Origin of the sequence: Roseovarius carneus, from assembly GCF_020141465.1 — a bacterium.
GTDB lineage: Bacteria > Pseudomonadota > Alphaproteobacteria > Rhodobacterales > Rhodobacteraceae > Roseovarius > Roseovarius carneus.
Genome location: NZ_JAHSPD010000001.1, coordinates 1361410 through 1375204, shown reverse-complemented (window position 1 = coordinate 1375204; position 13795 = coordinate 1361410). Strand labels below are relative to the sequence as shown.

Below are 13795 nucleotides of genomic sequence, written 5' to 3'. Positions count from 1 at the left end.
CTTGCCCCGACACAGCGCCCCGCAGAGCAATCAGATCATGACCCATAAGGATTTCATCGCAGCCTTACCCAAAGATGCCTTGGCAGAGCTAAGCCGGACCGAGAACGCGGCCGGGCTGTGGCATCTGGCGGGGCATGTGGCGCTAATCGCCGGGTTTGCCGTTTGGATCGCGCAAGGCTGGCCGCTTTGGCAGTTGGCCCTCGTGGCGCAAGGCATCGTGATCTGTTTTCTCTTCACGCTACAGCATGAATGCACCCACAAGACGCCCTTTGCCTCGCGCGCGCTGAACGAATGGGCGGGCCGCATCATCGGGGTTTTGATCCTGCAACCGTTTGAATGGTTCCGCTATCTTCATCTGGCCCATCACCGCCACACGAACATTCCCGGCAAGGACCCGGAATTGACGGCAGGGGGCAAGCCGGAGACGGCTTGGCAGTATATTCGCCATGTCTCGGGCCTGCCCCTTTGGGCCGCCATGGCGCGGATCACATGGGGCACTGCGCGCGGACGGATAGAGGATGATTTCACGCCACAGCGGGCCAAGCCGCGCCTTCAGCGCGAGGCGCAGACGATGCTGGCCATTTACGCGCTCGTGGCGCTCAGCCTTCTCGCCTCGCCGCTGCTGTTTTGGATATGGCTTCTGCCAGTGCTTCTGGGGCAGCCATTCCTCAGGCTCTATCTTCTGGCCGAGCATGGGCGCTGCGCCTTCGTGGCCGATATGTTTCGCAACACCCGCACGACCTATACCAACCGCATCGTGCAGTTTCTCGCATGGAACATGCCCTATCACACCGAGCATCACGCCCTGCCGATGGTGCCCTTTCACAAGCTTCCCGCGCTGAACGCGGCAATGCGGGGCCATCACAAGGTGACAGCGCCGGGATACACAGCCTTCAACGCGGAGTTTCTGCGCGGCCTCGGGACCGGTCAGTTGCCCGCGCGCAATGACGGCGCGCAGTGACGTGGCGCAGGGCACATGCCAAGGTGATGCGGGTTCAGGATCAATATCCATTGTGGCGCATATCCCGGCGCCTTGGCGCGTGAATAGGCACACCCATCGGGCGTGGTGAACCATTGGCTCTGATCAGTGGCGGGCGGCGGCGTGGGCGCGCTGCGCACCGCGTTGACAAGGGCCTGCGCGGATGTGGACGTCAGCGCCAGCGCGAGGGCACAAGCGGCGATGGTGGCAGTCAATTTCATGGCAAAACTCCTGTTGGACGATACGTCTCTGGCCACAATTTCAGCACCATGCGAGGCGCATAGGCGGCGGAATTCTGGCGAAAATCTGGATATTGCTGCAGATTTGAAGCAAGGTTTTCGCATCCCAAGCCGCTTGCAATCATCCCGGCAGACCGCTAGCAGATCGGCACTGCCGAGCCGCCTAAGGGAGCTGACGCCATGGACGATCTGCGCGACAAGTATATTGACCTGATTGCCAATGCGGGCGGCGAGGCCGCGCTGGAGGATTTGCGCGTACAGGCCATCGGCAAGAAGGGCGAGATCAGCCTGCAAATGCGCGAGCTTGGCCGGATGACGCCTGAGGAACGGCAAGTCGCAGGACCCAAGCTCAACGCGCTGAAAGACGAGATCGCGAGCGCGCTGGCGGCCAAGAAAGAAGCACTTGGCGATGCGGCACTGGACGAACGGCTCCGCCGCGAATGGCTTGACGTGACGCTGCCCACGCGCCCCCGGCGGCAAGGGACGATCCACCCGATTTCCCAAGTGACTGAGGAAGTCACAGCGATCTTCGCCGATATGGGTTTCAAGGTCGCCGAAGGGCCGCAGATCGAATCCGATTGGTATAATTTCGACGCACTCAACATCCCCGGCCACCACCCTGCGCGCGCCGAGATGGACACGTTCTACACACACCGCAGCGAAGGTGACGACCGCCCGCCGCATGTGCTGCGCACCCACACCTCGCCGGTGCAAATCCGCGCGATGCAAGACCAAGGCGCGCCCATACGGGTGATCGCGCCGGGCCGTGTCTACCGCGCCGATTATGACATGACCCACACGCCCATGTTCCACCAGATTGAGGGGCTCGCCATCGACAAGGATATCTCCATGGCTAACCTCAAATGGGTGCTGGAGGAGTTTGTGAAGGCCTTCTTCGAAGTGGATGATGTGGAGCTGCGCTTCCGCGCCTCGCATTTCCCGTTCACCGAGCCGTCGGCCGAGGTCGATATCCGCTGCTCATGGGAGGGCGGTACGCTCAAGGTTGGCCAAGGCGATGACTGGCTCGAAGTGCTCGGCTCCGGCATGGTCCATCCCAAGGTTTTGCAGGCTGGGAACATTGACCCAAATGAGTGGCAAGGCTTCGCCTTTGGCCTCGGAATCGACCGGATCGCGATGCTTAAATACGGCATCCCCGACCTGCGGGCGTTCTTCGATTCCGACCTGCGCTGGCTGCGCCATTACGGGTTTTCCGCGCTGGACGTGCCGACGCTCAGGGGTGGGCTCAGCCGCTAGCGACCAAGGGTCAACGTCCGGACGCTTACCTCACATTGGCCGCCCAGACCCATCGACTCGCGCGCCTATCCACGATAGCATTCAGCGTGGAACAGGAGCACCCCCATGGCCCTTATTCAGATCGCCTATGCCTCGCGCCCCTTTGGTTTTGACGCCGCCATCTTGTCCAACATCCTCCTCGATGCCCGCCGCCTGAACGCACGCGATAACATCACAGGTGCGCTTATCGCGCGCCATGATCTTTTCCTTCAGATGCTCGAAGGCCCCGAGGCCATGGTAGATGCTTGTTACCAGCGTATCTGCCGCGATGACCGCCATCTGGAGATTACAACACTCTTGCGACGGGGCGTTGACACGCGCCTCTTCCCCGGCTGGGCCATGCGCGACGATCCAGCGGAAAGCTGGATCTGGTCCATGGACGAGGTGAAGTCCGGCGCCGTCGCATGCGCAACCGAGGACGAGGTGCTGCGCATTTTCGAGCGCCTCGCCAGCACCGAGATCGCGCCTGAGGCCTGATCCGGGCCAAGCGCGAAGGCTCCGTCCAAAGACGCTCTACCCTTCCCCCTGCGCGCCATATCCGCTAGACGCAAGGCCAACCCCTTATCACTTGCGGATGACACGAGATGAAATTCACGATTTCCTGGCTCAAGGAGCATCTGGACACCACGGCAAGCGTGGCCGAGATCGCCGAGACGCTGACCGATCTGGGGCTGGAGGTCGAAGATATCTCGGACCCCGCAGCCCGGCTTGGCGCGTTCACCATCGGCAAGGTCACCTCCGCCGAGCAGCACCCGGACGCCGACCGCCTGCGCGTGTGCCAAGTGCAGACCGATGAAGGCCCGCTCCAGATTATCTGCGGCGCGCCAAATGCGCGCGCAGGCATCACCGTGGTCGTGGCCAAGCCCGGCGTTTATGTGCCCGGTATCGACACCACCATCGGCGTCGGCAAAATCCGCGGCGTTGAGAGCTATGGAATGATGTGCTCCGAGCGCGAGATGGAGCTGTCGGACGAGCATGACGGCATCATTGAGCTGCCCTCTGGCGAGGTGGGCCAGACCTATACAGATTGGTTGGCGGCCAACGATCCCGCCAAGGTCGATCCGGTGATCGAGATCGCGATCACTCCCAATCGCCCCGATGCTTTGGGCGTGCGCGGCATTGCCCGTGATCTGGCCGCGCGCGGCTTGGGCACACTGCGCCCCGCACCCGAGGCGCATATCGACGCGGACGCGGCAAGCCCCATCAACATCACGATCGACGACGACACGCGCACGGACGGCTGTCACGTCTTCGCAGGCCGCCTCATCACGGGCGTCACGAACGGACCTAGCCCCAAATGGCTGCAAGAGCGTTTGCGCGCCATTGGGCTGCGTCCGATCTCGGCCCTCGTGGATATCACCAATTTCTTCACCTATGACCGCAACCGCCCCCTGCATGTCTTTGATGCAGGCAAAGTCACCGGCGATCTGCGCGTGCACCGCGCGGACGGTGGGGAGGTTATGACGGGGCTTGATGACAAGGACTACACTTTCGCGCCGGGCATGGTCGTCATCTCCGATAATGCAGGCGTGCAAAGTGTCGGCGGCATCATGGGCGGCCTCGCCACAGGCTGCACCGAGGGCACCTTGGATGTGTTTCTCGAAGCCGCCGTCTGGGACACTGTGCAGATCGCCACGACGGGCCGCGCGCTCAAGATCAACTCCGATGCGCGCTACCGCAATGAGCGCGGGATTGATCCGGCCTTCAACATGGACGCCTTGGATCTCGCCACGCAGATGATCATGGATCTCTGCGGCGGCACCCCCTCCAAAGCGGTGGTGGCAGGCGAGGTGCCGGACGTCTCCCGCGCTTACCGCCTCGTGCCTGCGCGGGTGCAATCGCTCGTTGGTATGGACATCCCCGAGGCCGAACAGCGCCAGACGCTCACCGCGCTGGGTTTCCGCATCGAGGGCAACATGGCCCATGTGCCAAGCTGGCGGCCAGACGTGCTGGGCGAGGCCGATCTGGTCGAGGAGGTCGCGCGCATCGCCTCGCTGACCAAGCTCAAGGGACGCCCCCTGCCGCGCACCCAAGCCGGCGTGCCCCGCCCGATCCTGTCGCCCTTGCAAAAGCGCGAGCAGATTGCCCGCCGCACCGGGGCCGCTTTGGGCTATAACGAATGTGTCACTTACAGCTTCATTGACCGGGCCTCTGCCACGCTCTTTGGGGGCGGCGATGACGCCACGATGCTGGCCAACCCGATCAGCTCCGAGATGAGCCATATGCGCCCCGCCCTTCTGCCCGGTCTTTTGCAGGCCGCCGCCCGCAATCAGGCGCGCGGGCAGATGGATCTGGCGCTTTTCGAGGTCGGCCACGCCTTTCATGGCGGTGAGCCGGGCGAGCAGCATATGCAGGTCGCGGGCCTGTTGATTGGCCGCACGGGGCCAAAGGATGTGCATAGCGCCGCCCGCGCGGTCGATGTGTTCGATGCCAAGGCCGATGCCGAGGCGATCCTCGCGGCCATTGGCGCGCCTGCTAAAGTGCAAATCCTGCGCGATGGGCCCACATGGTGGCACCCCGGTCGCCATGGCATGATCTGCCTTGGCCCCAAGAAGGTGCTTGGCATCTTCGGCGAGGTGCACCCGAAAATCCTCGCCGCGATGGATGTCAAAGGCCCCGCCGTCGCCTTCACCCTCTGGCCCGAGGAAATCCCCCTGCCGCGCAACGCAAACCCCAATCGCGGCGCGCTGACCTTGCGCGATCTGCAAGCGGTCGAGCGTGACTTTGCCTTCGTGGTGGATGCGGATGTCGAGGCGCTGACGCTGGTCAATGCCGCCACGGGCGCGGATAAAACCCTCATCGAGGATGTGCGCGTCTTTGACGAATTCATCGGCGGCAGCCTTGGCGAGGGCAAGAAATCCATTGCCGTGACCGTGCGCCTGCAACCCACCAATGCCACGTTGAAAGAGGCCGATATCGAGGCCGTTTCCGCGCGAATCGTTGAAAAAGTCACCAAAGCCACCGGCGGCGCGTTGCGCGGCTGAGCTAAAGGAGAAATCCCATGCTGAACGTCTATTTATCCGGTGAGATCCACACCGACTGGCGCGACGAAATTGCGCGCGGGGCCGAAGATCTGGCCATCGCGTTTTCTGCCCCTGTGACCGATCACGCGGCCTCGGATGATTGCGGTGTCGCCATCCTCGGGCCCGAGGAGAACAAGTTCTGGCATGACCGCAAAGGCGCCATGCTCAACGCCATCCGCACCCGCAAGGGGATCGAGGAGGCGGATGTTGTCGTCGTGCGTTTTGGCGATAAGTATAAACAGTGGAACGCGGCGTTTGACGCGGGCTATGCGTCGGCGATGGGCAAATCTCTGATTATCCTGCAACCGCCCGAACATGATCACGCCCTCAAGGAAGTGAATGCCGCCGCCCTCGCCGTGGCGCGCACGCCCGAAGAGGTCGTGCAGATGCTGCGCTACGTTTTGGACGGCACGCTGCCCGGCTGAGCCTCGCGGCCAAACCCACCGAGGATCACGCCGCCCATCACAAGCGCGCCCCCAGCCCATGTGACCACGCCGGGCCATTCTGCCAGCAGCATCCACGCCAAGAGGATCGCAAAGGGCGTCTCTGCCGTGCTCAAGAGGCTCACCTGACCGTGCTGCGCGGCTGGTGCCGCGCTGCGCCACGCACTGGACGCCGCTCAGACGTAAGCGCCCTACCCCTCACGCGGCGGCGTCACCAGACCGACCTGCACCGCCGGGCGCGCCAGAAACAGCTCCAGATAGGCCACGCAATTGGGGTGCGCCTGCCAATCCACCAGATCCCGCGCGCCGTAGAAATCAATCGCCCTGAGCCATGGGGCAATCGCGATATCGGCGATGGAATAGTCACCCGTAATCCAGTCGCGCCCCTCAAGCTGCCCCTCAATCACGCCCAAAAGCCGCTTGGCCTCGGTCACATACCGCGCGCGCGGGCGCGGGTCCTCGATCTCGCTGCCTGCGAATTTCACGAAAAACCCCATTTGGCCAAGCATGGGCCCAAGGCCACCCATCTGGAACATCACCCATTGCAGGACCTCGGCCCGCCTGGCAGGATCGCTTGGCAGCAGCTTGCCGGATTTCTCGGCCAGATAAATCAGGATTGCACCGCTCTCCCACAGGCCCAGAGGCTTGCCCCCCGGCCCATCAGGATCAATGATCCCAGGAATCTTGTTGTTGGGGTTGAGCGACAGAAACTCCGCACTTTTCACATCCGCATCCGACAACGTGACCGTATGCGCCTCATAAGGCAGGCCAATCTCCTCTAACATGATCGACACCTTCACCCCGTTAGGCGTGGGAAACGAATAAAGCTGAAGCTTTGACGGATCAGATGCGGGCCAGCGGGAGGCGATTGGAAAATCAACGAGACTCATAGAGGCGTATCCTTGTGATGAAATCAGGGCTCAGGGGAACCCTACCCTCCCTTTCCCCGGTTTTCACCCTTCTGCATGTGCAAAAATGTGCTAACGCATCTGCGCGGCTCTTTTAGGAGCCATGAAACCGCGAAAAGGGATAGTAATGATCAAAGAGTTCAAAGATTTTATCGCCAAGGGCAATGTCATGGACATGGCGGTTGGTATCATCATCGGCGCGGCATTTACCGCGATCGTCGGTTCGCTTGTGGCCGACCTCATAAACCCATTCATCAGCCTCTTCATGGGCGGTATTGATTTCGCGGGCCTGCATGTGGTTCTGGGCGGCACCGACTACCCCTCCATGGCCGCCGCAGAAGAAGCCGGCGCCGCCGTCTTCGCCTATGGTCGCTTCATCATGGCGATCATCAATTTCCTAATTATCGCATGGGTTGTCTTCATCCTGGTCAAGGCCGTCAACAAGACCAAGAAGAAAGAGGAAGAGGCCCCCGCCGCCGATCCCGGCCCGTCTGAGCTGGATATCTTGATGGAAATCCGCGACAGCCTTAAAAAGTAAACGCTGATCGCAAAGCTCGACCCAAGGCCCGCCCTGATCCGGCGGGCCTTTTACGTGGCACGGGCTTCCAGTCTTTTTCTTGGCAAAAATATCCAAATCCACGCCCTGACACAGGCGCTGGCCCTAAAGCGTAATCACCTCGCCCACGCCACACCGGGGCATATCGCTGGCAAGGGTTTCGCATAAATGCCTGATCTGCATCGCGCATATCCCCCGTGTCGCAGCAAAGCGCATCCCGCGCACGGATCAACACGTGCCACAATCCGTAGCCTGCCAAGCTGCGGCATTGAGCCGCCCGAGCGGCGCCCGGTCTAACGTCCAACGCAAAAAACTCCCGCGCCCCCGTGGGCACAGCGCTTGCAGCGCTCCGCTGCCCTGCCTATATACGCCTCGACGCGCGGCGCATCGATGACGCGACGCGTTAAATTCATCGGCGCCCTGATGCCGTAACGGGTCAGGGCTTCGCACCATCGCCTGAAGAGAAAGGGATAAACACATGTCCAAAGTCATTGGTATCGACCTCGGAACCACCAACAGCTGCATCGCCATCATGGATGGTGGTGCTGCCCGCGTGATTGAGAATTCGGAAGGCGCGCGCACAACGCCCTCCATCGTGGCCTTCACCGAGAATGAGCGCCTCGTCGGTCAGCCCGCCAAGCGGCAGGCCGTGACCAACCCCGAAAACACCGTCTTCGGCGTCAAGCGCCTGATCGGTCGCCGCGCGGATGATGCGGATCTGGCCAAAGACAAGAAAAACATGCCGTTCAACGTCATCGACGGCGGCAATGGCGACGCATGGGTAGAGGCGCGCGGCGAGAAATATTCGCCCAGCCAGATTTCCGCGTTTATCTTGGGTAAGATGAAAGAAACCGCCGAGAGCTATCTCGGCGAAGAGGTGACGCAAGCCGTCATCACCGTCCCCGCCTATTTCAACGATGCCCAGCGTCAGGCGACCAAGGACGCAGGCAAGATCGCGGGCCTTGAGGTTCTGCGCATCATCAACGAGCCGACAGCGGCCGCACTGGCCTACGGTCTCGACAAGCAAGAGACGCACACGATTGCGGTCTATGACCTTGGCGGCGGCACGTTCGACGTGACCATCCTTGAGATTGACGATGGCCTCTTTGAGGTGAAATCCACCAATGGCGACACGTTCCTTGGCGGTGAAGACTTCGACATGCGGATCGTCACCTACCTCGCGGATGAGTTCAAGAAAGAGCATGGCGTTGACCTGACCAAGGACAAGATGGCGCTGCAACGCCTGAAAGAAGCGGCGGAAAAGGCCAAGATCGAGCTCAGCTCGTCCAGCCAGACCGAGATCAACCAGCCCTTCATCTCGATGGGGTCGGACGGATCGCCTCTGCACATGGTCATGAAACTGACCCGTGCGAAGCTGGAAAGCCTCGTGTCGGACCTGATCAAAGCGTCGATCAAGCCCTGTCAGGCCGCGCTCAAAGATGCTGGCATGTCGGCCAATGAGATTGACGAGGTTGTTCTGGTCGGCGGTATGACCCGTATGCCCCGCGTGATCGAGGAAGTGACGAAGTTCTTCGGCAAGGAGCCTCATAAGGGCGTGAACCCCGACGAAGTCGTCGCCATGGGGGCCGCCATTCAGGCGGGCGTCCTGCAAGGTGACGTCAAGGATGTGGTCCTTCTGGACGTCACCCCCCTGTCGCTCGGGATTGAGACGCTGGGCGGGGTCTTCACCCGTCTGATCGATCGCAACACGACCATCCCGACGAACAAATCTCAGGTCTTCTCGACCGCCGAGGACAATCAGAACGCGGTCACGATCCGCGTCTTCCAGGGCGAGCGGGAAATGGCGGCAGATAACAAGATGCTGGGTCAGTTCAATCTTGAAAGCATCCCGCCCGCGCCACGCGGCATGCCGCAGATCGAAGTGACATTCGACATCGACGCCAACGGCATCGTCTCGGTTCAGGCCAAGGACAAGGGCACGAACAAAGAGCAAAAGATCACCATCCAAGCCTCGGGCGGTCTGTCGGACGAAGATATCGAGAAGATGGTGCGCGACGCCGAAGAGAATGCGGAGGCCGATAAGGAACGCCGCGAGCTGGTCGAGGCTAAAAACCAGGCCGAAAGCCTGATCAACTCGACCGAGAAGTCGATGGAAGAGCACGCCGACAAGGTGGACCCGACCACCATTGAGGCGATTGAGCTGGCGATTGTCGCGCTGAAGGATGAGCTGGAGACGGACAATACGTCCAAGATCAAATCCGGCATCCAGAACGTCACCGAGGCCGCGATGAAGCTGGGCGAGGCGATCTATAAGGCCAGCGCAGAAGAAGCCGATGACGCACCGAAAGCCGCCGATGAGGCCGGAGGGCCGGGCGACGATGATATCGTCGATGCCGACTTCGAAGACCTCGACGACAGCAAGCGCGGCTAAGCGCCTCAACGAACCCTGAGGGGGGGGCCGGGCCCAGCGCTCGGCCCCTTCCGGTTCAATCAAAGGAGCTCTCGCATGGCCAAACGTGATTATTACGAGGTGCTGGGCATTGCCCGTGGCGCCTCGGCTGACGAGATAAAGAAAGCCTATCGCCAGAAGGCAAAGGCGCTGCACCCCGACAGCAACAAAGACAATCCCAACGCCGAGACCCAGTTCAAGGAAGCCGGCGAAGCGTATGAGGTCCTGAAGGACGCCGATAAAAAGGCGGCCTATGACCGCTTTGGCCACGCCGCTTTTGAAGGCGGTATGGGCGGACCGCGCCAAGGGGGCGGCCAAGGCCAAGGCGACTTTGCAAGCGCGTTCTCGGATGTGTTCGATGACCTTTTTGGCGATTTCATGGGCGCGCGCGGTGGCGGCGGACGCGGACGCGCGGCGCGCGGATCGGACCTGCGCTACAACATGCGCGTCACGCTGGAAGAAGCCTTCACCGGCCTGCAAAAGACGATCAACGTGCCGACATCCGTGGTCTGCACCTCTTGCGAGGGCTCAGGCGCCGAGGGCGGTGCGGAGCCGTCGACCTGCCCCACCTGTTCGGGCATGGGCAAGGTGCGCGCGCAGCAAGGGTTCTTCACGGTCGAGCGGACCTGCCCCACATGCGGTGGCCTTGGCCAGATCATTCAGAACCCGTGTAAATCCTGCGGTGGCCAAGGCCGCGTCCAAAAGGACCGCGCGCTGAGCGTCAACATCCCCGCAGGCGTGGAGACGGGCACCCGTATCCGCCTCTCGGGCGAGGGCGAGGCGGGCATGCGCGGCGGGCCTCCCGGTGATCTCTACATCTTCATTGAGGTGAGCAAACACGCCCTCTTTGAGCGTGAGGAGATCAATCTTTTCTGCACCGTCCCGGTCTCGGTGACGGCGGCAGCATTGGGCGGTGACATCGAAGTGCCCACGATCGACGGGGGCCGCAGCCGGGTGAAAATTCCCGCAGGCAGCCAATCAGGCCGCCAGATGCGTCTGCGCAGCAAGGGCATGCCAGCCCTGCGCGGCGGCGGCGCGGGCGATATGTTCATCGAATTGGCGGTGGAAACCCCAGTGAACCTGACATCGAAGCAAAAGGAGCTTCTGCGCGAGTTTGAAGCGCTCTCCGAGGATAACAACCCAGAAAGCAAAAGCTTCTTTTCGTCGGTGAAGACCTTCTGGGATTCGATGAAGGGGTGACGCAAATCAGATTCACGATTTCTTTCAGTTGACTGAATACTGTTGAGTTGCAAGTGTTAGAAGTCTATCTCTGAGCCTCACATGAGAGAGGATTGAAATCATGTCCATCCCAAGGAAATCCTTGTTGGGCGAACCAGTGAACGATCCCGAATTGCAAAGCCTTCTTGATAGTCTTCCAGATGTGGAACTTTCGGAAGATCAGCTGGCCAAGCAAAGGGCAAGTTTCATTTTCGGGAATTCGTCTGAGAACTCAACGGTTACAAGGCAAAGCGCTCAACGCGCTGCCACACAAATTCTTATATAACTTGGAGCGCTCGCTGTAAGGCGAGCGTTTTTTTATGCTTATAATCGAAAGTCAAGATCCGGACTTATATAACTCCCTTCAGGAGAGAAACCTCTCACGACAGTATGATTTACTGGTGAATCTCATCCAACTAGGCCTCCGCCTCGGTCCACACGCGGCAGATAAGTACACTTTATATGCACTTAATCACTCGGCGGTCTCTGGAATTTCGCAGTTGGCAGGCCGCTATCGACAAGAGCCTATATACATCGGCAATTCAGGCCATCGCCCGCCAACCTGCGTGGAGGTCCCAGAACTGGTAGATAGGTTCTTCTCATTTCTTTACGAAAACTGGGATTACGCTGATGCCTACACTCTTGCCGCCTACAGCTTGTGGCGACTGAACTGGATACATCCGTTCATTGAAGGCAATGGTCGAACTTCACGAGCAATTTGCTATTATGTTTTGTGCACCAAACTTGGTCGACTGCTGCCTGGGGATAACATTGTACCCGACAGAATACGGGCAAACCGCGAACCATATTACCATGCGTTACGCGCGGCTGACGACGCTTGGGCGGGCGGAGATTTAGATCTTTCCGAAATGAGCAACTATATTGCAGGCTTGGTGAAGGCTCAAATTTCGAACACCTGACGGATTAACCCCTTGTGCATACTGCCGCGCTCCTCCCCCACTCAAATCACGCGTCTTTCCTCTTGCCGCAGTGCAGTATAGTCTACCCGCGCAGCGCTCGGCACGTAGCGCAAAGGCAAGGGAACGGCGCATGGCGCATATTATTGTCGTGGGGAACGAAAAAGGCGGTGCGGGCAAATCGACCGTGTCGATGCATGTGGCCACGGCGCTTGCGCGCATGGGTCACACGGTCAGCGCGCTGGATCTGGATCTGCGCCAGAAAACCTTCGGGCGCTACGCCGAGAACCGTAAATCCTTCGTGGCGAAGTCCGGTCTCACCCTGCCCAGCCCGCATTATCATGACCTCCCCGAGGTGGATCACGCCAGCCTCAGCCCCGGCGAAAACGTCTATGACCGCCGCCTGAGCGAGGCTGTTGCGGCGCTGGAACCCGATAGCGATTTCATCGTGATTGATTGCCCCGGCTCCCATACGCGGCTCAGTCAAGTGGCCCATAGCCTTGCCGACACGTTGGTGACGCCCCTCAATGACAGCTTCATTGATTTTGACCTTCTGGCCCATATCGACGCGGATGGGCAGAAGATCCTCAAGCCGTCCGTCTATTCCGAAATGGTCTGGAACGCACGGCAGCTGCGTGCGCAGGCCGGTCTCAAACCCATCGACTGGATCGTTTTGCGCAACCGTCTTGGCGCGCAGAACATGGTGAACAAGAAGAAGATGGGAGAGGCGCTGGATAACCTCGCCAAGCGGATTGGGTTTCGCACCGGGCCGGGCTTTAACGAGCGGGTGATCTTCCGCGAGCTGTTCCCGCGCGGGCTGACATTGCTGGACCTCAAGGATGTGGGTGTGAAACAGCTCAACATCTCGAACGTTGCCGCGCGTCAGGAATTGCGCGACCTGATCAAGGCGCTGCGCCTGCCGGGGGTCGAGATCGACTTCTAGCGCCTGCCCGGAGCGCCATGAGGTTCGATGCAAAGAGCGCCGTGATCACCACGGCTCCGCCGACAAAAGCCCATGCGCCCGGATTCTCGCCGATCACGGCCCAGACCAGAAGCGGTGCCAGCACCGATTCCAGCAAGATCAAAAGCGACACTTCCGCCGAGCTGATATAGCGCGGGCCCAGTGTCAGAAGGCATGTGGAGACGGCAATGAGCGTGCCATGCGGGATCACGAGGTGCCATTGGCCGGGCATCACGCTGAGCGGTTCTGCGAAGAAGAACATCACGAAAGCCGCGCCCAGATACGCCACCGGAATGGCCGGAATCATTGAGGTCGCCTTGACCATGCGCACCGCCGTCAGCGCGCCTGCGAAATTGATCGACACGATGAGGGCGATGAGATCACCCTGCCAGGATGAAATGGCCGATGCGTGACTGCCATAGGCGATGATGGCAAGGCCCACCATCACAGCGGCCATGGTCACGACCAGCCGCCGGCTTATTGGCTCGCCCAGAAATATCCGGCTGAAAATGCTGGCGAAAATCGGGATTGAGGCGAAGATAAACACGACATTCGCCACCGAGGTCAGCGTGATCGCCATCACAAAGCCCGGCGCGGTCAAGCCGATCAACAACGTATAGATCAGCCCCGGTCGCCCCGTGCGCAACACCGCGCGAAACCCCGAGACACCCTGAAAAATCAGCAAGCCGAGGAGGATCAGCCCCCCCGCCATGAAGCTGCGCCAGAAGGTGATCGTCGCCGGCCCTGCGTCGATCACCCGCACGAAAAGCGAATCCGGCACGATGAGCATAACGCCCAGCGCCGTGATCAATATGCCCTTCATATGCTCGCTCATGCCCCAATCTCTG

The 13795-nt window shown here is 60.6% G+C and carries 14 protein-coding genes; 10 read left to right on the top strand and 4 right to left on the bottom strand.

Annotated elements, in window-relative coordinates; genetic code table 11:
- The first annotated feature begins 37 nt into the window (after positions 1 to 37).
- Positions 38 to 961: a fatty acid desaturase gene (locus KUD11_RS06835; protein ID WP_109385432.1), complete on the top strand. Its 924-nt coding sequence runs from the start codon at positions 38 to 40 to the stop codon at positions 959 to 961.
- Here the strand turns inward: KUD11_RS06835 and KUD11_RS06830 are convergent.
- On the bottom strand, positions 928 to 1200 hold the full coding sequence (locus KUD11_RS06830; protein ID WP_109385434.1) for a hypothetical protein: 273 nt from the start codon (positions 1198 to 1200) through the stop codon (positions 928 to 930). The genes KUD11_RS06835 and KUD11_RS06830 overlap by 34 nt on opposite strands.
- 198 nt (positions 1201 to 1398) lie before the next feature.
- Here KUD11_RS06830 and pheS point away from each other — a divergent pair, with 198 nt between their 5' ends.
- From pheS to KUD11_RS06810, 4 genes are all read left to right on the top strand, one after another.
- On the top strand, positions 1399 to 2472 hold the full coding sequence (pheS, locus tag KUD11_RS06825) for a phenylalanine--tRNA ligase subunit alpha (protein ID WP_109385436.1): 1074 nt from the start codon (positions 1399 to 1401) through the stop codon (positions 2470 to 2472).
- A 105-nt stretch (positions 2473 to 2577) separates the two neighbouring features.
- Positions 2578 to 2988, top strand: coding sequence for a BLUF domain-containing protein (locus KUD11_RS06820; protein WP_109385438.1), 411 nt, complete (start codon positions 2578 to 2580; stop codon positions 2986 to 2988).
- 107 nt (positions 2989 to 3095) lie between these two features.
- Entirely contained in the window at positions 3096 to 5495 is a 2400-nt protein-coding gene (gene pheT / locus KUD11_RS06815; protein ID WP_109385440.1) for a phenylalanine--tRNA ligase subunit beta, read from the top strand.
- 17 nt (positions 5496 to 5512) lie between these two features.
- Positions 5513 to 5959, top strand: coding sequence for a YtoQ family protein (locus KUD11_RS06810; RefSeq protein WP_109385442.1), 447 nt, complete (start codon positions 5513 to 5515; stop codon positions 5957 to 5959).
- On the opposite strand, the gene KUD11_RS06805 is transcribed toward KUD11_RS06810, so the two are convergent.
- Positions 5929 to 6093, bottom strand: coding sequence for a hypothetical protein (locus tag KUD11_RS06805; protein ID WP_224380162.1), 165 nt, complete (start codon positions 6091 to 6093; stop codon positions 5929 to 5931). The genes KUD11_RS06810 and KUD11_RS06805 overlap by 31 nt on opposite strands.
- Before the next feature lie 75 nt (positions 6094 to 6168).
- Entirely contained in the window at positions 6169 to 6867 is a 699-nt protein-coding gene (locus KUD11_RS06800) for a glutathione S-transferase family protein (RefSeq protein WP_109385444.1), read from the bottom strand.
- Positions 6868 to 7012: 145 nt separating this feature from the next.
- Between KUD11_RS06800 and mscL the strand changes: the two genes are divergently transcribed.
- From mscL to KUD11_RS06775, 5 genes are all read left to right on the top strand, one after another.
- Positions 7013 to 7423 carry a large conductance mechanosensitive channel protein MscL gene (gene mscL, locus KUD11_RS06795; RefSeq protein ID WP_109385446.1) on the top strand — a complete coding sequence of 137 codons (411 nt, stop codon included), beginning with the start codon at positions 7013 to 7015 and terminating at the stop codon, positions 7421 to 7423.
- A 496-nt stretch (positions 7424 to 7919) separates the two neighbouring features.
- Positions 7920 to 9833, top strand: coding sequence for a molecular chaperone DnaK (dnaK, locus tag KUD11_RS06790; RefSeq protein WP_109385448.1), 1914 nt, complete (start codon positions 7920 to 7922; stop codon positions 9831 to 9833).
- A gap of 75 nt (positions 9834 to 9908) precedes the next feature.
- On the top strand, positions 9909 to 11051 hold the full coding sequence (dnaJ, locus tag KUD11_RS06785; protein ID WP_109385450.1) for a molecular chaperone DnaJ: 1143 nt from the start codon (positions 9909 to 9911) through the stop codon (positions 11049 to 11051).
- Positions 11052 to 11389: 338 nt separating this feature from the next.
- Complete coding sequence (locus tag KUD11_RS06780) at positions 11390 to 11989, top strand: Fic family protein (RefSeq protein ID WP_109385452.1); 600 nt, start codon at positions 11390 to 11392, stop codon at positions 11987 to 11989.
- Positions 11990 to 12119: 130 nt separating this feature from the next.
- Positions 12120 to 12929, top strand: coding sequence for a division plane positioning ATPase MipZ (locus KUD11_RS06775; RefSeq protein WP_109385454.1), 810 nt, complete (start codon positions 12120 to 12122; stop codon positions 12927 to 12929).
- Here KUD11_RS06775 and KUD11_RS06770 read toward each other — a convergent pair.
- A complete protein-coding gene (locus tag KUD11_RS06770) occupies positions 12889 to 13782 on the bottom strand; it encodes a DMT family transporter (RefSeq protein WP_109385456.1) in 894 nt (297 codons plus the stop codon). The genes KUD11_RS06775 and KUD11_RS06770 overlap by 41 nt on opposite strands.
- Between the last annotated feature and the right edge of the window lie 13 nt (positions 13783 to 13795).